This is a genomic window from Vibrio sp. JPW-9-11-11, assembly GCF_013369335.1.
Lineage (GTDB): Bacteria > Pseudomonadota > Gammaproteobacteria > Enterobacterales > Vibrionaceae > Vibrio.
This window is the reverse complement of the sequence record NZ_SZQJ01000009.1, coordinates 400,321-420,555: the sequence shown is the minus strand read 5'-3', so window position 1 is coordinate 420,555 and position 20,235 is coordinate 400,321. Positions and strand designations below refer to the sequence as shown.

Annotated in this window: 12 protein-coding genes; 2 read left to right on the top strand and 10 right to left on the bottom strand. The window is 47.5% G+C overall.

The annotated features are described in order from the left end of the window. Together FCU94_RS14170 and FCU94_RS14165 are read left to right on the top strand one after the other, a co-directional pair. A complete protein-coding gene (locus FCU94_RS14170) occupies window positions 1–3,042 on the top strand; it encodes an AAA family ATPase (protein ID WP_176289159.1) in 3,042 nt (1,013 codons plus the stop codon). A gap of 115 nt (window positions 3,043–3,157) precedes the next feature. Next, a complete protein-coding gene (locus FCU94_RS14165) occupies window positions 3,158–5,215 on the top strand; it encodes a hybrid sensor histidine kinase/response regulator (protein ID WP_176289158.1) in 2,058 nt (685 codons plus the stop codon). Between the two features lie 27 nt (window positions 5,216–5,242). On the opposite strand, the gene cqsA is transcribed toward FCU94_RS14165, so the two are convergent. The 10 genes from cqsA to FCU94_RS14115 all read right to left on the bottom strand — a co-directional run bounded on the left by cqsA (window position 5,243) and on the right by FCU94_RS14115 (window position 20,118). Next, a complete protein-coding gene (cqsA, locus tag FCU94_RS14160) occupies window positions 5,243–6,424 on the bottom strand; it encodes an alpha-hydroxyketone-type quorum-sensing autoinducer synthase (RefSeq protein WP_176289157.1) in 1,182 nt (393 codons plus the stop codon). Between the two features lie 213 nt (window positions 6,425–6,637). Beyond that, on the bottom strand, window positions 6,638–7,597 hold the full coding sequence (locus tag FCU94_RS14155; RefSeq protein ID WP_176289156.1) for a TDT family transporter: 960 nt from the start codon (window positions 7,595–7,597) through the stop codon (window positions 6,638–6,640). A 128-nt stretch (window positions 7,598–7,725) separates the two neighbouring features. Further along, complete coding sequence (clcA, locus tag FCU94_RS14150) at window positions 7,726–9,126, bottom strand: H(+)/Cl(-) exchange transporter ClcA (RefSeq protein ID WP_176289155.1); 1,401 nt, start codon at window positions 9,124–9,126, stop codon at window positions 7,726–7,728. 436 nt (window positions 9,127–9,562) lie between these two features. Next, complete coding sequence (locus FCU94_RS14145; protein ID WP_176289154.1) at window positions 9,563–10,543, bottom strand: CobW family GTP-binding protein; 981 nt, start codon at window positions 10,541–10,543, stop codon at window positions 9,563–9,565. 86 nt (window positions 10,544–10,629) lie between these two features. Next, entirely contained in the window at window positions 10,630–11,565 is a 936-nt protein-coding gene (ylqF, locus tag FCU94_RS14140; protein ID WP_176289153.1) for a ribosome biogenesis GTPase YlqF, read from the bottom strand. Window positions 11,566–11,626: 61 nt separating this feature from the next. Beyond that, complete coding sequence (locus FCU94_RS14135; RefSeq protein WP_255199274.1) at window positions 11,627–13,147, bottom strand: sensor domain-containing diguanylate cyclase; 1,521 nt, start codon at window positions 13,145–13,147, stop codon at window positions 11,627–11,629. A gap of 307 nt (window positions 13,148–13,454) precedes the next feature. Next, window positions 13,455–14,072 (bottom strand): PGAP1-like alpha/beta domain-containing protein, encoded by a 618-nt coding sequence (locus FCU94_RS14130; RefSeq protein WP_176289151.1) that lies wholly within the window; start codon window positions 14,070–14,072, stop codon window positions 13,455–13,457. A gap of 128 nt (window positions 14,073–14,200) precedes the next feature. Beyond that, window positions 14,201–17,038 carry an FAD-binding and (Fe-S)-binding domain-containing protein gene (locus tag FCU94_RS14125; RefSeq protein WP_176289150.1) on the bottom strand — a complete coding sequence of 946 codons (2,838 nt, stop codon included), beginning with the start codon at window positions 17,036–17,038 and terminating at the stop codon, window positions 14,201–14,203. 103 nt (window positions 17,039–17,141) lie between these two features. Then, window positions 17,142–18,281 carry an FMN-dependent L-lactate dehydrogenase LldD gene (lldD, locus tag FCU94_RS14120; RefSeq protein WP_176289149.1) on the bottom strand — a complete coding sequence of 380 codons (1,140 nt, stop codon included), beginning with the start codon at window positions 18,279–18,281 and terminating at the stop codon, window positions 17,142–17,144. Between the two features lie 148 nt (window positions 18,282–18,429). After that, window positions 18,430–20,118, bottom strand: coding sequence for an L-lactate permease (locus FCU94_RS14115; RefSeq protein WP_176289148.1), 1,689 nt, complete (start codon window positions 20,116–20,118; stop codon window positions 18,430–18,432). Window positions 20,119–20,235 lie beyond the last annotated feature (117 nt).

Genomic DNA, 20,235 nt, shown 5'->3' with positions numbered 1-20,235 from the left:
ATGAGACCGATTACCTTAACACTTCAGGCATTTGGCCCGTTTGCGACCAAAGAAACCATTGATTTTACTCGTTTTGGATCTAACCCGTTGTTTTTGATTAACGGGCCTACAGGGGCGGGGAAAACCTCGATTCTCGACGCGATATGTTTTGCACTTTATGGTGAAACCACCAGCAGTGAGCGCCAAGGCATTCAAATGCGCTGCGACCAAGCACCATTGGATTTGCCCACTGAAGTGGTGTTGGAGTTTGAACTACACAATAAGCGTTACCGTGTGATACGTTCGCCAGAGCAGCAAGCGCCTAAAACTCGCGGTGAAGGGACGACAACCCGTAAACACAGTGCGGCGCTTTACCAAATCGATGGCGAAGAGAAACTACTCACAAGCCGAACCGCACAAGTCAAAACTGAGGTCGCGTCGTTACTTGGATTGAATGACACTCAGTTTCGACAAGTGATGGTGCTGCCACAAGGTAAGTTTCGAGAGTTATTACTGGCGAGCTCTAAAGAGCGGGAAGAGATTTTCGGTCAGCTGTTTCAGACCGATGTGTACAAAAAAATCGAGTATGCGCTCAAAGATAAAGCGAGCGCCATCAGTAAAGCCAAAGATGAATTCGACAACCAGATTCGCGGGGCATTACAGGTCGCTGAGGCCAGTAGTGAAGATGAGTTGCTCTTGCGTTATCAAGAACTGGAGCAAGGCTTATCTGCGGCTAAGGATGCCGAACAAGCACAACGCAAGCGACTCGATGCGGCTCAGAGAGAATATCAAGCCGCACAAACGCTTTGTCAGCAGTTCACTAAGTTAGATACAACGCAGTCAGCGCTGCTGAACCACCAACAAAACAGGCCTAACATAGACAAGCTGAGTGAGCAGATCGCGCAGGCACAGCGTGCGAGCAAGCTCGAAGTCATCTATTCCAGCGTGCAATCTCTTCACCAACAAGTGGCGACTTTCACAGCCAAGCTAACGCAGTTGCAACAGCAGCGAGACGAGGCCGACCAGGCGCATAAACAGAGTCTTAAAGCTCTCGAACATGCCCAGAAGCAGGCCGAGCAAGTGAGTGGGTTAAGTGAGCAGCAGTTTAAACTCGAACAGATCAAACAGAAACTGGCCGAAAAGACGCAACTTGAGCAGCACTTAGCCCATTTAACTGGCCTGCGCACCGAATTTGAGCAAACACTCGCCCAGTACCAAACACACAAAGAAAAGTTACTGCGTGAGGCCGAAGAGGGTAATCAGCAGTTAGAAACTGCGCGTAAAGCCCTGACCGAAAAAGCAGCATTAGAGACAGAGGTGGTCCGTAACGAACGATTGCTGTCGGACCTACGAAAACGTGACCAGTTACAAGCTGAGTTAACTCAACTTGAGTCATCCACTAAGGGATTGCAGCTGCAACAGAGCCAGGCTCAACAGGCATTAAATGACAAACAGACGTTTGCGGATGAGTTAGAGATGCGTTGGCACAGAGCGCAAGCGTCGCTCCTCGCTCAAAAGCTGCAACAGGGGGAGCCGTGTCCAGTTTGTGGCAGTTGTGAGCACCCATCTCCTGCGTTGGCTGGCAATGATGACGTCAATAAACAAGCGGTACAAGCTGCTCGCCAACAAGAGCGATTGGCATTGGATGAATACAACCGTGTTAGCAATGTGTTGAGTCAACATTTACATCACATTGAGCAGAGGCAGAATTCACTTGCCCAAGCTCGTCAAGAACTTGGTGAACACGCCGAGCGAGAGCTCACTTCTATTGACCAATTATTGCGTCAGCAGCAGCAAAGGCTGGTGCAACTGTCTGCTATCGATATAGACGCGCAAGAAAAACGAGTGGCTGAACTGAATCAACGATGCATTAATGGTGATGAAAAAATTAACCAACTCAAACGGGATCAGTCGGCGAATGAATCCGCCCTCGCAATGCAGCGTCAGCAATTGGAAAAACTGAATCAGTCGATGGAGGGGCATTACACTAGGCTGACCGATGTTGAACAAGCGTATCAAGCTAATCAATTGCAAATTGAACAGCTTAAGTCAGCGTTAGACCTTGCTCAACAAGCCGCGCAACAGTCGCAGTTAGCGAAAACGAACATAGATAGCCAATGGCAAACCAACGCCGACTTGCTAGAGCAAACGAAGCAGCAACGCGATGAGACTCAAAAGACGTGGCAACATCGTCTCGAACAGTCTGAGTTTGAGGACGAACAGCAATTTCTTCTCAGCCGGGCAGCCGATGCGCAACTGCAACAGTGGCAACAAACGGTTGAAGAGTATAACCAACAAACCACCAAACTCGAGCAAACGTTAAGTGACTTGTCAGAGCAATTGCAACAAACCGAGAAGCCGGATCTAACCGCGCTTGAACAGGCCCTGGAACAAACGAAACAGAGCTATCAAACCGCTCGAGAAGCCCTCGATAACACCTACTCAAACTATCAGCGTGTTGAAAAAGTGCGTGCAGACATTGCGCAATTGCATCAAAAAAACAGCCAATTAGAAGCCGAGTATAGGGTATACGGCACACTTTATGATGTCGCTAGTGGCAAGACTGGGAGTCGAGTCAGCTTGCACCGCTTTGTATTGGGTGTGCTACTCGATGATGTGTTGATTCAGGCTTCACAGCGATTGACGCTGATGAGTAAAGGACGCTATCAATTAGTTCGAAAAACAGAAGGCTTTAAGGGCGCTGCGGGTCGAGGTCTCGACTTGAGTGTGGAGGATGGTTATACAGGCAAAGTTCGCGATGTCGCAACACTCTCTGGTGGTGAATCATTTATGGCGGCTCTGGCATTAGCACTCGGCCTCTCTGATGTGGTTCAGTCCTATAGTGGGGGAATTCGCCTAGATACGTTATTTATCGACGAAGGTTTTGGTAGTTTAGACCCTGAGTCACTAGATTTGGCCATCCAAACTCTTATTGACTTGCAGCAATCGGGGCGAATGATCGGTATTATCTCTCATGTGAGTGAACTTAAGGAGCAAATGGCGCAAAGGATAGACGTCATTGCAAGCCGAGTTGGCAGTACAATTCAGCTGGTGGTCACATAAACGATGTGTGGTGCGCGGATTGAGATAAGGCTTTAGCTAAAGTGTGCTAAAACTTAAATAACGTTATGAAATTTATAAAAACCACTAATGAAGTCGTTGTTCGATAAGGGACTGAATGGACGCAATTCTCGACTCGATTCGTAAGGTTTATCAATATGCAGAACCCAACCTAACTTTAGTAGGTTGGATGGGATTGATTGGCTTTCCGACCTACTACTACATTTGGAGTGACTTGTTCCCGCAGCCGTATGAAAACCTAACCCTTCGTTTAGCGTGTTCATTACTGTTTGCGGGCATTGCCCTTCGTCACTACTTGCCGAAATATCTACAACAGTACCTCGCGGAATATTACTTCATATCGATTGGGATATGCTTACCCTTCTTTTTCAGCTTTATGATGTTTATGAACGAATGGTCGACGATTTGGGCCATGTCGTTTATGGCGTCGATATTCTTGCATGTGTTATTGGTTCATCAGACCCGACTGATGTTGCTGCAAGCCTTGGTCGCCGTCGTATTGGCGTACTTATCTGTGTATGGTTTTGATATCGCAATCATTCAGCAGCAAGTCGTGTGGCCATATATCCCCATTTTTTTGTTTACATATGTGTTTGGCAACCTATTCTACTTTCGAAATCAGGCTGAACATGAAAGTAAAGTCTCTTTAGCCAAGTCATTTGGCGCCGGGATTGCGCACGAAATGCGCAATCCGCTGAGCGCCTTAAAGTCATCGTTGGATGTAGTGGAATCGTTATTGCCCAAGTCTGGCGCTGGTGGCAGTAGCCAGTACAAATTGACTGAAGAAGAGGTCGCCATGGCACGAGAGGTGCTATCAGATGCGCATGAAGTCATTCGGACAGGCAATGAAACGATCGACTTACTGCTCACGTCCATCGATGAAAACCGGGTGTCGCGCACCACGTTTAAGAAGCATTCCATTCGTAAGGTGGTTAAGGATTCATTGCAAAGCTTTGCTTACAAAAGCAGTAAAGATAGGCAGGCGGTCACCTTACTGCCGGGCGATGATTTTGAGTTTTTTGGTAGCGATGCCTTGATTAAGTATGCTTTGTACAACTTGCTCAAGAACGCTTTCTACTACCAGAATGCCAATCAATTTGCGATTACGGTAGAACTAAGGTCCTTTGAACGCCACAACGAGCTCATTTTTACTGACAACGGAGTGGGCATTGAGCCTGAGGTTATTAATGATGTGTTCAAAGATTTTTACACGTTCGGAAAAACGGGGAGTTACGGGTTAGGTTTGCCGTTTTGTCGCAAAGTAATGATGGCACTAGGTGGACAAATAGCTTGTCGATCTACACTCGGTGAGTGGACCGAATTTACCCTCAGTTTCCCCAAATATGGTTCTCAAGAAATCTCGGTGATTAAATCCGATATTATGAAGTCTAAATCCGTGCTGTATGTTGGTGGACAGAGCAAGCCATTTCGCTTAATTAACGAAGAAGCGTTTTATCGAGGTTTCAACTTACGTCAGCTATCACTAGACGCGGCACGTGACAAACAAGAGTACGAGTTTGAGTACGATCTTATCGTGATTGATCTTGATGAAGCGGTCGCCAACCCAGATGCCCTCCATGAGCTAGAGAGTAAGCTCCATTTCACCGAAGGCAGAATCGTGTTTCTGTTTAATGAGCAAAATCGCTATCACAATGATGTTGAACGTCACCTCACCATTTATCCTGTTGAAGTGCATAACTTTTTGCTTAAATCGAGAGCGATACTCGATGAGCTCCTGTTTGAGACGCCAAGCGCCAATCGTAACTTATTGCCAAGAAAACAAACCGTTGCAGGCAAGACCATCTTGTTGGCTGACGATAATCAATCGTTAAGGACGTACACCTCGATACTGCTTGAGCAGCAGGGTTTTCACGTTTTACAGGCCGAAAATGGTCAGGAAGCGGTCGAAAAAGTGGCGCAGAATAGTGTCGACTTGATCATTATGGACTTAGAGATGCCAAAAGTAGATGGACTTGCGGCCACAGTACAAATTCGCCATTCTGCTTCGGAGAATAGTGAGATCCCGATTTTGGCCCATACTGGTGATTCTAGCGACAGTATGTTGGAAAAAATCCAGCAAGCTGGAATGAACGATTATATCGTTAAACCTGCAGATACGCATTTACTGCTCGATAAGATAGCTAATTGGATTTAAAAAAGCCCACCGAGTGGGCTTTATAAATTAAAGAATGGTTAAATCTGGTTGATGATAAGCATTCCGGCACACTGAGATGAGCTTTTCAATTTCTCTATCTTGCATCGAACTATTAATAGAGAAGCGAATAATGTTTTTGTTGCGCGTTGTGGCGGGCCTGCAAAATACAGCACCAAATATACCGTTTGCCTCAAGGTAATCTCTGACGTTCTCTGTATTTCTTTCATCGCCTGTTTCTAGCGCAATAATTTGGGACTCGCTGCGAATGGTTATTCCAGTAGCGACTAACTCCTTTTTAATATATCGACTAATCTCAGCCAAACGCTGCCTTTTATTATCGGCGTGTTTAATAACTTCTAATGTTTTGTCGAGTCTATCTAGTTCGTGCGGTAGCATGGCAGAACTGAAAATAGCCGGATAGGCGACAAACGGGATGCACTGATCGGCTTGGTTGTTGCACCAGATCGCTCCGGCGCGATACGCGAACGTTTTGGCCAAACTGGCAGTCATAAAATCGACTAAATGGGTCAGGTTAAGTTGATATAGTAATCCGCGACCGTCTTGACCGTGGGTACCTAGCGAGTGTGATTCATCGACCACGATCGCGCATCCATTCTCCTTCGCAATAGCAATGATCTCAGCAATCGGGGCTATAGTACCTATGGTACTGTACACCGAGTCAATTAGCACGACACCAGGACCATGGCGCTTGATGAGCTTCTCTAGGTGTTTAACGTTGTTATGCATGAAAGGGTGAATATCAGAACCTGCTACGCTCGCCCCTTGCCACAACGACATATGGGCAAAAAAGTCGACATAAACTTGGGTCGTACTGTCACAAATGGTTTGCAATAAAGCCATATTCGCCGCCCAACCAGATTGCGACAATAGACACGATTTGAAACCCACGTAATTGGCGAGTTTTTGTTCAGTTTTAGGTTTTGATTTTTCATTTTGCAAAAAGATACCAGACATAAATGGGCTATTTTTTTGACAGCGAATTGCATTGATATGGTGGTCAATGATGTCTTGGTTATTTGCAAGATCTAAGTAATCATTGCTTTGAAGGGTAATATCATTTTTCCCTGGTATCGCGCCCATCACTAAATGGTGTTTATTATTATTAGAATAAATTAAATCATTCAGGTATGCGTTTAATTTATCATTGATAAATCCGGGTAAGGTCGAATAATTATTGAGTTTATTCATCTTCATATATCCTTATGTTCAAATCATTTGCCAGCTGACAACGAATATATGAATGAGTTTTGATAGTATTACGAGTCGATAAATTAATGTTTGTGTGTATAGTTACAAATAAAAATATCATCAGTGGCGACGGACATCACACACCCTTAGCGTCGGCCCGTCTGTATAATGAAGAGGTTATAGCGTTTGGTTTTATAAATCTGGTTGCTTATGCTATTTGTTTTGTATGAAAACCTCGGGCCAATACATCTTAAAATAGCCAAACGTCACCCAACCGACTAAGCCTGTTGCGACAGAAAGTTCAAACAACCCAAAGTGATGCAGCCAGTGCCAGTGTGGATATTGGTCACTGAAAAAGTCAGTTAATCTGTGCATCGCTATAGCACTGATCACCGAGGGAAACGTTACGGCGGCGATAGAAGGTTGAAACTGGAGGCGCAGCAAACGGATATAGCACAAATAGATTAACAGAGTCATGGTGATGGCGATGCCGGCCAATGCCCCGGTAAGAATTGGGTCTGGACGAGTAAAGTTAACCAAGTACGTTGCAAGGGTAAGGTTAATTGGAGCGGCCATAATGGCTAATGTCGGCCTGGCGCGCTTCGGAAGCATGCCTTCAAAAACCAATCGGTAAAGCACCAGTGGCAACATAAAGAAATAAATGATGATGCAAATCGTGACGATGGTTTCGGAAAAGACCGTGTGACCAAATTGCGTGCCCGCGAGTGAGCTACAGATGACGCCGACTGGATACAGAAACCAACTTGGCAATATGTTAGACATTTTGAAGTTGCGCATCTGAAAAGAAAAAAACAGCGTCATCATTGTTAAGTGGAGCAGCAATGCCGCAAACCAAAGAGGATAGGCGATAGCGGGTGAAATAATGGCTAGATAGTCACACAGAATCAACAATGCCATGCTCATTGGTGCCATCAGACTACCACTGAGTGGGTGGCGAATATCGCTGATAAATGTTCGGTGGTTACTCAGATATTTAACCAGTACCGGGAACAGCAGCAGTGCGCCGAGCCCAGCCATATAAGGGCGAACAGTTTGGCCAATATGAGGGATATACAGTGCCCAAGCATGGCCGAGGCCAATCATGCCAAGCGCCAGTGAGGCTTGAGAAGGAGGCACACTCTGGAATTGAGTGAAACGTCGCCAATTGAACAAGTCGAGTCCTTAGATCATCATTCGGCGGCTCGGTTAGTCAGATTGTATATCACTGATGAGCCAGCCTTTTCCATTGCAAAGTTTTTGTGGCGGCGATGATACCAAGCCAAACGGTTGCGTGGCAAACCTCATTGCGGGTTGCTAGGGAGATCTTTCTGTCTTAACTTCTCATTTTTCACAGTTCTATGCAGCAATTGACTGTAAATTGGCTGACCGCCCAACATTTGAGCAAAAATGACCGCGCCAAGGCTGGTAATGATCAATGGCAGGATTAAGTAATAGTTGTTCGTCATCTCTATCACCAACAAGATGCCAGTTATCGGGGCTCTGACCGTAGCTGCAAACAAGGCTCCCATGCCCGCAATGGCGAACATACCCGGTGTGATGTCGAGTTCTGGCAGTAAGCCTTTGGCAATCAAACCGAACGCGTAGCCAAACAGCGTACCCAGTGCCAACATTGGCGCAAAGATCCCTCCGGGCGCCCCAGAGCCAAAGCAGATCATAGTTGTGGCGATACGAGCGACGAACAGCATTAACAGTAGAGTGGCTGTATAGCCGCCGTTGGTAATGGTGGGAATTAACGAAATCCCGCCTCCGGTGACCTCAGGGAAGTAGAGCAGCATCAGCCCAAAACACCCGCCAATCATCGAGCCAATCAACAGGTATCGTTTTCTATCGTGGCGGTGCAACTTAACAAACAGATCTTGCGCTATCGTCACTAGTTGGTTGAACAGCACGCCAAAAATGCCAAACAGAGCCCCAAGCAGCAGAAATAGCCATAAAGTGGCGAGCTCAGGCGCTTGATACTGTGGCATAGTGATCACCGCATCTTGGCCATTGATATAACGAAACACGATATTGGCCGACACCGCAGAGATGATAACCGCACGGATAGAGATCAATGAATAGCGGAACTGGGGACGCATCTCCTCGACCACAAACATAATACCTGCTAGCGGAGCGTTGAACGCAGCCGCCAGTCCGCCTGCTGCCCCCGAAGCAAGTAATGAATGTCGAGTATCGTCATTTTTGATTCTGAACAGGTCGGTCACCATACGACCGATCGCGCCACCCATTTGTACCGTTGGACCTTCACGCCCTAAAACCATACCTGAGCCGAGCGCGCCCATCCCACCGATGAATTTGACGGGTAGAACTCGCCACCAACGCACAGGTCGAATCCCATCCATTGCACCCTCGATTTCTGGGATACCCGAGCCTGATGCTTCCGGTGCGAATCGATGAACAAGAAAATATCCGATAAAGGCGAGTGAGGCGCTGATCAAGAAAGCGGCAAGCCACAACGGCAGAACGGCACCAATTTCACTTCTAAGCCATTCTGTTCGTGTTTCAGACACAAAGTGAACGGCGATATCAAAATAGGTGCCGACTAAACCTGCGAGCACACCGACAATTAATGATAAAACCAGCACGGAAATCGGCGTTTTGTCTTTGGAGAGAAACTGATTGATCGCATCCTTGGGCACGTTGGCAAGTAAGGATTGTTTAAACTTCTCTCTCTTGGTCATTGATAAAAAGGCTCCGTCATATCAGGCTTGGCTTAGGCTTATGACGCAAATTATACGCCTGTCTAATGTTATCTATAGCGGTAAGATTGCAATATTGATTTGCAATTATAAGGAGCAGAGATGGTGTCGAAGTTAAGGTATAATTTGTCGACCAGTATCACAAAAACGCATGTTACCGGCAGGATATCTCCTTGCATATTATTCGTTTTGAACCATAGTTAAAGGGTAAGGCAATCTGAACCGACCCGCATGGAGGAAATATCGCCTTACCTACAATTTGGATGGATTCAAACCACAGTTGAAAGCCTCGTTTTAATATCAGGTCGATCCTCAATGACATCCTGATTCGCAGACTCACGATTGAGTAACGAGGGATAGGGCGCACTTCAAGTGCGCCTTTTGTCGTTTATAACCGTTTGTTTTTATTGCTGAGTGCTTAATGCGAGTCGAGCCCACCAATCACTTTTAATACTGCTTCGAGTTGATCCCAGGGTAGAGGCTGACTGTCTATCACCTCGAGGCGACTTTCAAACCCTTCCAACGACATTTGATTCACAGAAACGACGCCATGGCTCACGTTAAATGCAAAGCAACCATTGTTAGTGTTGAGCACTCCTTTCACGCGCTCGGCGGTTAAATCTGAAAGCATTGAAAATAGATCATCGAAATTGAAAATGACTTCTGAGCCAAATATCCAGCCACAGCTAAAGTAACCTTGTCCGCTGTTCTCTTTGCGTATGTACACTTGGTCTGGTGATAACTGGAATTGTGGTTCTAGCTCGGCATCTTGATGGTGATGGCTTGTTTCACTTGTCGGTAGTGGTTGTCGGCGCTGACTATCGAGGAGCTCAATGGGGAAGCTGCCGTGTTTGACCAGTTGACTGAATATTTTGGGCGGTGTTTGATCCGTGACCCAATCGTTGAACTTATCAATGTCGCTAACGTGGCATTGGTCTACCTTATTGCCAATGATAATGTCCGAAATAGCCAGTTGGTCGAGAAAATTTTGGTTGTCCATATGTTTGGAGCTAGACAAATTGCGCGGGTCGACTAACCCTATGGTGGCTTTGAGTTCTATATAAGGTTCGAACTGGCTGGAAGATAAGGTCGCGAGCACTTTGTGTGCGTGTCCCAGCCCGGTGGGTTCGACGATCAGCCGGTCTGGGTTTGTGCGAAGTAGGGAGGTGATCGCGACCGACATGGGAACGCCAGCAGCGCAGCACATACACCCACCTGGCACCTCTTTAATCAGAGCGCCCTGGTCGGTCATCATCGCACCATCAATACCAATCTCACCAAATTCATTGACCAGAACTGCCCAGTGCTGATCTGCGGGTTTCTCTTTGAGTAACTGCAAAATAGCGGTGGTTTTTCCGCTACCGAGAAAGCCTGTGATGATGTTTGTTGGGGTTTTCATTCCGTTAGACTCCAAAATATTTTGTTATATTATAACAAAAGTGGCGGCAATGACGATAAAAAAGGCAGCCAATGGCTGCCTTCATATTAGCGTTTGTTTCTCAGGTAGCGCTTACGTCGCTCTTCTTTCTTTTTCGCTTTCTCTTCTGCTTTGCGTGCGGCTTCTATTTCCACTTCGATCAGCTCCTGAGTGATCATCTCAGGTAGCTCTAAAGTCACCTGGCCTAGAGTACCGTTGCGTAGCTCATGGAGTAGGATTTCTGAACATTTGTGTAAGTCGACACGGCCACCGGAACGCAATGCGCCGCGGCGACGGCCGATTTCTTCCATCAGTTCGATATCGTTATCTGGCAACTCTTCGATTTCATAGCGCTGTTTAAGGCGCTCAGGGTAGGCCTTGGCGAGATACTCGACGGTATAGAACGCCACTTCGTCGTACTCCATTGCGGTATCTTTCACCGCGCCTGTTGCCGCGAGTCGGAAACCACTGTGAGGGTTTTCAACTTTAGGCCACAATATCCCCGGCGTATCAGAGAGAACAATACCATTTTGTAAGTTAATACGTTGCTGACGACGAGTTACAGCGGGTTGGTTACCAGTGACAGCGATGGTGCGTCCTGCCAAGGTATTAATGATGGTGGATTTTCCGACATTCGGAATGCCCATGATCATGGTGCGAATGTTTTTACCAATCTCTTCACGATGCGGTGCAAGCTTGCGACAAAGCTCAAGGATTTTATTGACTTCTTGAACGTTAGAAGTGGTGATCGCCATCGCTTTGACATTGTTCTCTTTTTCAAGATGCTCTATCCAAAGCTGGGTCAGTTCTGGGTCTGCAAGGTCACGTTTATTCAGCACTTTTACCACGGGCTTGTCACCGCGAATTTCAGAAATCATCGGATTCTCGCTGCTAAACGGAATACGTGCGTCGAGGACCTCAATAATGACATCGACTTGCGGGATCGCTTCTTCGATCTCTTTACGAGCTTTGTGCATGTGTCCCGGAAACCATTGGATAGACATAACTTAACCTTGCTAGATAAATATGGCTCAATTGTAAGGGGAAATCCCCTTTAGTAAAGGGCTAAACGGCCTTGACCTCGGGTTTAGAGTAAATTTCAGCTCGATTGCGACCATTGGCTTTGGCGAGGTATAACGCGTCATCGGCTTGCTGGATCAGGCGTGAAATTTCCGAATAGGCGTCGATTTGAGCCAGAGTCGCGCCCGCACTGACGGTGACGTGTTCGCTGGTCGGCGAGTAATGATGAGCAATATTCATCTCTCTCACAGCGGTGATAAGCTTGGAGAGATAGGGCTTAAGTGGAATGGGCTTATCCGCAGCCAAAATAATGCAAAACTCTTCACCGCCATAGCGACCGACAATTTTCTCGTAATCGCTGTCGACCGCTTGGAGTGCCTCCGCCACTTGTTTGAGTGTGTCGTCACCAAGAATATGGCCGTAATTATCGTTGTAGAGTTTGAAATGATCGACATCGACTAAAATAACGGCGGCATAACGGTACTCTAAATCATCAAAAAATTGTTTCGCTTGTTGATACAAACAGCGTCGGTTGGCAATGCCTGTCAGTGTATCGATGCTCGATTGTTGCTTAAGGAGGGCGCGATTGTGCTCCAGCTCTGTGATGATGCTATTGATCTGTCTCGCGAAGCTGCGCATCTCTTTAGACACAAAAGAGTCTTCACTGGGGAGCTTGTCGCCATGTCGACCAAACTGTTTCAAATAGCGTTCGGCGTCACTCAAAGGTGCAATAAAGAAATTGACGATATACATGTTGACACCAAACATGACCAAAGCGAAAAAGGCGAGAGCCGTCATCTCCTGCCAAGAGATAAAAGCGGGCAGCTTTTCGTTATGCATCACTTTGATTTCGACCAACCTTGCCGTTAAGTTATCTTCTTTATATAAAAAGCTCGTGTTATCAGCAGGCTGTGAGCGAGGATGTTCCGAATCACCGGATACGGATACGGTAATATCGACGCCTGTCGCCAGCTCGAGTTGGGCAACGAACTGGGGTCGAATCTTGCGAATAAAGACCAAGAACCCATAGTTACAGTCAACCGCGTTACTGGTACAGATTCGTGACGAAGCGATCATGAAGGCACTGTTTTGATAGGTGGCGTAGTCGACATAAGAAGCAATGGTGGCTGGGTCAGATTGGCGAGCGTTGAACAAGAGTTTGTCGACCGTCGCTTGGTTTTCAAGTGCAATAAAAGACTGCTCGACCACTTCGCTGCCGTTAAAAAAACCACTCCACACCGGATTGGCATCGCGATCGAAGATGATAATGCCATCGATGATCTTGGATATAAAGGCGTGAATACCAATGCTCTCATCAATGAAAACCGGAGAAGGAGATTGAACATAATCAGCCATGTTGTTCCACGCTGCGTAATCTTCAACGGAAGCTCTAAGTTCGAGCTCTTCCATCGCTAACACGGTTTTTACACGTTCAGTTTCAAATTGTTGTCGATGAATCGAGTCTTGCAAGTCTCGATCGTAGCTCCAGAGCAACTTAAACGTCATGTAGCAGACAAGAAACAGCACCACGGTTAGCGTCGAACCGATAAAAGCGAGCTGTCTCAATGTGAACTGCTTAAACTTAAATACCAAAAATTGTTTACCCTATGTTTGATCTAGCCTGACGTCTTGAAACCGGAACTTGCGTGAGCGACAACCTGTGCCAGTGTGCGGTACGCAATTTACTCGATTTATCATTATATTATAACCAATTCACATTGCCTTGCTGTTGATAAAATGCACTGTAGTGGGTTATGGATGTGAGTGATGCTTACGTTTTACGCTGCCAACGATTGAAATAGTTCAAATTGATTGTTGAGCGATCATACTCGTGTTGTTGGTATTCTTGGCCAAAAGCACGCGGATGCTTTCTCTAATGTTTGAAACAGTCATATTGAATGAAGTGATGAATTTGCTCTAAGGTCGACGCGCCATAGATTAAGCTGGTATGGCTATTATTAATCTCAATATGGTCAGTCATGCCGGGGATTTTTGTCTCTTCAACCGTAACAGTACCGTCGGAGCGTTTGTCGTCGTCGCTGATCAGAAGAGATCGGGCACCTATGGGTAGCGTGCCGGCGATACTGCCGAGTTTTTGAGCAAAATGCCAATCTTCTTCGTGTTGAGTCAGGCCAAATTCGGGCGCGTTGCCTAAAATTGCTCCCAAGCCTATGTCTTGAATTTTTGAAGCGATAGATGCTCCTTTTAATGGTGAGCCTATGGCGACCACATGAGAGACTTGGCGAGTGGAAGGTTGGCGGGCTTTTAGGTAATGCTTGATAATCAGCCCGCCTAAACTGTGGCCGACCAATATGTTGCTTCCTTTTGGGCACAGTGCACGATCAATATCACTGAACACACGTTGTTCGTCGATGGCGAGGCTATTGTAGGTGAGTACTTGGGTTTGATAACCCATGCCATTGAGTTTATAGCTCAGTGGTTTCATCACCATTCCGTGCATATACAGACCATGTAAGATAATGATTTTCATGTGACTCCTCGCGCTTACTGCTCGTGATATCTAAGCATTTTCGTTGGCGAAAAGCATCAAAAAATGCACGCGTGAAGGGAAGTTTTTGTTCGAGCTACCATGTAGGTAGCTCGAACTCAGCGAGCGTGCTAGAGAGAGGAGCTGACCTCATCAACCAGATAAAGAATTGACTGGTAAGGGATGCCGCTGTGATGAGAAAGCCCAATTTCACACGTACGGCTGTTGCTAAATCCGCGCTGGCAGTCAGCAGGTACTTGTGATTTCAGCGGGTGGACAGCGGCTTCATTGAGTTCAGGGGTAGTGAACCCCTTATCGCCAGCCCATCCACAGCAAGAAATGTGCTCGGGAACCACGACGTTCGACACACACGCTTTGGCGAGTGCTTGCATGTCGTTGTCTAATCCCATTCGACGCGAACTACAGGTGATATGAAGCATCACGGTTTCGTCTTTAGGTGTGATGGTTAGATGATCGAGTAGGTATTTAGAGACAAAACCCGTTGGCTCGAGTATTTCCATCGGTTTCGTGAAGTGTTCGACGCTTCGTTTAGCGCAGGGGCTGGTATCCATCAGTATTGGGTATTCACCTTCATAGCTCGCTTGCCAAAGCGCCGTCTCTAGTTGCTTGACTTTGTTGTCGGCGACTTCATGCATGCCTTTGCTGTCGTAGGGCATGCCACAACATTGGTCGTTGAGTGCCTCAGGGATGATGACTTCAAATCCTGCCTTTTTAATAAGTGACAATGTCACCTCTGTTAGGCTGCGTTGATCTTGAGCGTTAGGTTGTTGTCCCATAGTACGAGAGGCGCAAGAGGGCAGATAAACCACTTTTTTATCCGATCGTACTAGCAGTTCCATCGCTTGTTCGAGCTTATGATTATTCGACTGTGGCGTCTCGGCGAGCCAGATAGGTGTTTTCCCCCCCGACAGCTTACGCAGCCCATTTGTCATACCTCCCACCGCATTTTCACCTATCATCTTGACCGCAATTTGGTTGGCTTTGAGTGACGCGCGAGTCAGTGTTGTCGTGGTAGCAAAATGGTCGGCTGTCCATTTGGCGATTGGGGTAAACTTACGGTATTTTGCTGTACGGAGTTGCTTGACCAGATCGCCGGTATTAATGCCAACCGGACAGCGGTCTGCACATAGCCCGGTTGCGGCGCAGGTATCTAGGCCTTGGTACTCAAACGTCTGTTCAAGCTCGGTGGCAGCGGTTTTCTCGCCTGCCGCCCGGCGTCGTTGCAACTCTCGATAAAGCACGATCCGTTGGCGTGGAGATAGGGTTAACGTGCGTGAAGGACAAACCGGCTCACAGAAACCACACTCGATACAGCGGTCGACCAAGTCGTCGGCAGCGGGCATTGGCTTGAGATTTTCGATATGCGAATGGGGATTATCGTTAATAATCACCCCTGGGTTGAGCAAACCTTGTGGGTCGAACAATGCCTTGATTTGCTGCATCAATTGGTAGCCGTCTTTGCCCCATTCGAGTTCGACATAAGGTGCCATATTACGCCCGGTACCATGCTCGGCTTTAAGAGAGCCCTGATACTTAACGGCCACCAGTTCTGCCACCTCATCCATAAACTGCCCATAGCGGTCAATCTCTTGTTGTGAGTCGAACCCTTGAGTAAAGACAAAGTGTAAGTTGCCCTCAAGTGCGTGACCAAAGATGATTGCTTCGTTGTAATGGTACTTATCAAACAGTGACTGCAGATCGCGCACGCCGTTAGCAAGGTTCTCTACTGGGAAAGCGACATCTTCGATGATGACAGTTGTCCCGACTTCGCGTACAGCGCCAACCGCGGGAAACATCCCTTTACGAATGCCCCAAAGGGTAGCGACCATATTTGCATCGAGAGTAAAAGGAACGGACTCAATAATCGAATAATCAGCCAGCGACGCCATGATTTGCTGACATTGGTCGTCGATGCTGTGCTGACAGCTAGCATGGGTTTCGACCAACAGCGCGGCCGCTTCAATATCAAGCTGTGCAATAAACTCTGGCATGCCTGGTTTATCCGCCACCGAGCGCAGAGCGCGACCATCCATCAGCTCAACGGCCGCCACGGGGGTTTTTGATAGTGTCGTCACAGCGCGACTGGCTTCTTCAATATCAGCGAACACCAACAATGAAGAGGCTTTAAACGGATGCTCGACCACAGTGTTGTAGGTAATTTCAGCGATAAAGCCCAAGGTGCCTTCTGAGCCTATCATCAAGTGTTCAAGTACCTCTATTGGGTCTTCATAATCAACCAAGGCGTTGAGCGCATAGCCAGTGGTATTTTTCAGGCGATATTTATGTCGGATACGTTCACTTAGCTCAGCGTTGGCTTGGGTTTCGGCGACCAGTCGGGTTAGGCCCTCAATAATATCGGGTCTTGCAACACGAAATGCCGCAATACTGTCGGCGCTACTGGTATCGAGTAGCGTACCGTCGCTAAAGACGATTTTGATGCTATCGACGGTACGATAGGAGTTCTGCGCGGTACCACAGCACATACCACTGGCATTGTTGGCCGCAATACCGCCGATTTTACAGGTGTTAATTGAAGCCGGATCTGGGCCAATTTTACGCTGAAACGGTGCCAGATATTTGTTCGCATCGGCGCCGATGACTCCCGGCTGAAGGAGGATTTTCTCGCCGCCATCGATGATCTGGTGACCACGCCAATCATCGGTGAGGGTGATCAAGACGGAATCAGAAACCGCTTGACCAGAAAGGCTAGTCCCTGCGGCGCGAAACGTAAAAGGCACCGCCATCTCTTTACAGCACTGAATCGCATAAATGACTTCATCGAGGCTCTTTAAGCGCAGAACGATCTTTGGAACCAAACGATAAAAACTGGCATCGGTTCCATAGGCGAGGCGCTTGGCTTCCTCTGTTACGATTCGTTTCGTGTCAATTTCAACCGCGAGTAACGATTGGAGCTGCTGGTAGATAGTGTCATTGTTACGTGTCGACATGTCGGCTTCCTTGTGCGAGCTGCTGGCCTTATGATTTTTTATTGGTGGCCAGTAGAAACAAGGTGTCACAGTATCGAGTTATTTGCTGTGACACCCACTTGAGTTACTTAAAGTTGACCAGTGAATCCCGGTTGAGATCTTGAATACATTTGGCACCGGTTAACGTCATGGCGACGCGCATCTCTTTTTCGTATAGATCGAGTAAGTTTTCGACTCCGGCTTGTCCTTGCGCGGCGAGTGCGTAGATAAACGAACGACCCAATAAGGTACAGTCTGCGCCAAGAGCAAGCATACGCACCACATCTAGGCCAGTACGAATGCCTGAATCAACAAAAATCTTCAAGTCACCTTTGACTGCGTCGGCGATACTCGGCAGTGCTTTGGCTGTAGACAGAACACCGTCGAGTTGGCGACCGCCATGGTTGGAAACAACAATTCCATCGGCGCCAAAGCTCACTGCGTCTTTGGCATCTTGTTCGTCAAGAATACCTTTAATTACCATTGGACCATCCCAAAACTCACGAATCCACTCTAAGTCTTGCCATGAAATTGAAGGGTCAAAGTTGGCGCCAAGCCAGCCGATGTAGTCTTCAAGCTTAGTCGGCTCGCCGCGGTAGGTTGATATGTTACCTAAATCATGAGGCTTACCTAACAGGCCAACATCTACCGCCCAATTGGGGTGGCGCATCGCTTGCAATACACGACGCATCGCTGCATTGGGGCCGCTCATTCCCGAGTGCATATCTCGATAGCGTGCACCCGGTACGGGCATATCCACGGTAAACACCAGCGTAGTGACGCCCGCGGCTTTGGCGCGCTCTAGTACGTTTTTCATAAAACCACGGTCTTTAAGTACGTAGAGCTGGAACCACATTGGGCGCTGAATTTGAGGCACCACTTCTTCAATTGGACAGACAGAAACGGTCGACATGGTAAAAGGAATCCCTTTGTTCTCGGCAGCCTTGGCGGCCTGAACTTCACCACGACGAGCGTACATTCCTGTAAGACCAACTGGTGCCAGAGCGATGGGCATTGAAAACTGTTCACCAAAAATCTCTGTTTCTAGGCTAAGATCCTGCATGTTTTTCAATACTCGTTGCTTGAGAGCGATATCAGCAAGATCTTCGGTATTTCTTCTGAGCGTGTGCTCCCCATAGGAGCCGCCATCGATGTAATGAAACAGGAACGGCGGCAGTTTGGCTTTCGCCGCAGCACGGTAGTCAGTCGAAGCAGAGATGATCATAATTCAATCCTATTAATGGGTTATACGACGCCTTTCTCTAGAAGGCTTAGTATGGTCGACATCTAAAGCAATAGGCGTTAATGCTGTTTTTTTTTGCTAGCGTTTTCACATTCGTGGGCAAGCAAGAGCGCATTAACGCCGAAAACGGTTACATCAGAGCGTCGGTGATCTGCAGGCCGTAGATAGCCACCAGACCAACAACACCTGTGACCAGTAGGTAGTACATGGTTGGGATTATAGTTTTGCGCAGCGTGGCTCCTTCTCGTCCTAACAGGCCGACAGTGGCTGAAGCGGCGACCACGTTGTGAATGGCAATCATGTTGCCTGCCGCCGCACCAACCGCTTGGAGTGCCACCACGACAGCACTGGATATGGTCAGTGTCTGTGCCACTTCGAACTGAAATTGGCTAAACATCATGTTAGAAACGGTGTTAGAACCGGCAATAAAGGCGCCTAGTGCGCCTACTGTGGCACTTAGTGCTGGGAAAGCATCGCCTACAAGACCAGCCGCGAAGTTCGCTGTTGTTACTGGCATACTGGCTAAATCGGCGGCATTGACGCCAGAGTTAATAAAAATACGCACCATTGGGATGGTAAACACCAATACAAAACCTGCACCAATCAGAGTTTTACTCGACTCACCGAACGCTTTGACCAGTGGTGCAGCGCTGCGTGATTGAAGCAAAACCGCAACCAAGGCAACGAAAACCAAGATACCACCGGGTAGATAAAGAGGCTGGATTGCAGTACTGACCCCGGTTTCACCTAAGATGTTTGCAAACGACACGCTGACGCCAGTCAACATGGCTTTAAACTCGCCGCTGACTCTGCTCGCCACAAGAACCACGGCTAACAACACGTACGGCAACCAAGCAAGTGCCATACTCATAGGTTTGGTTTTAATGTCGTCGAGCTCGATTTTAAGTGAACCTAACCACTCAGCTGGCCATTTGTTTTCATCCTCAAAATCCCACGTTGTTTTTGGCACAAGGAAGCCTCGCTTGGCGGCTGAAACCACAATCGATAAGCCAACCAAGCCACCAATCAGTGATGGGAATTCAGCACCAAGAAAGACGCCAGTTAGAGCGTAAGGAATGGTGAAAGCAAGACCGGCAAATAGGGCGAATGGTAAAATGTCCATACCTTCGGTCCAGCTTCTTTTGCTACCAAAAAAACGGGTCAACATCATCGCCATCAATACCGGAATCATGGTTCCGACACCAGCATGAATTAACGCGACACTCGAGGTGATCTGTTGCAAATACGCATCCCACGTTGAGCCATTTGCCATCAGTGTTTCACCTATGTTGTGGGTATCAAGACCTTTATTTACCCCGACGATGATAGGTGTACCGACCGCACCGAAAGAGACGGGCGTCGATTGAATCATCATGCCCATTAGTACCGCAGCCAGCGCAGGGAAGCCGATCGCGACTAGCAGTGGCGCGGCAATCGCAGCTGGGGTACCAAATCCTGACGCTCCCTCGATAAACGACCCAAAACACCAAGCAATAATGATGGCCTGAACGCGTCTGTCGGGCGAGATATTGGTAAAGCCGTTACGTATGGTCGAAATTGCGCCAGTGTGCTTGAGCGTGTTAAGCAAGAAGATGGCGCCAAATACAATCCATAGTACCGAGACGGTAATGCCTAAGCCTTGAAAAACTGAGGCGATGACGCGAGTGATTGACATGTCCCAGGCAAATAGGGCTATGACAACGGTTAAGCCAAAGGCTATGGGCATGGCGCGTTTTGCTGGCCAGTTGAGTCCGACCAGGAGTATGGCTGCTACCACGATCGGTGAAAAAGCCACAAGGGCTAGTAGGGTATCGCTCATTGGTATGTCCTTTACATTCTTCAATCAGGACTCTTAGGAGTCTCTTAGATTTTATATTTGTGATGGTTTTGTTAATTGGGGGTGAATTTACGCCTTTATTTTTTGTTGATATAGGGA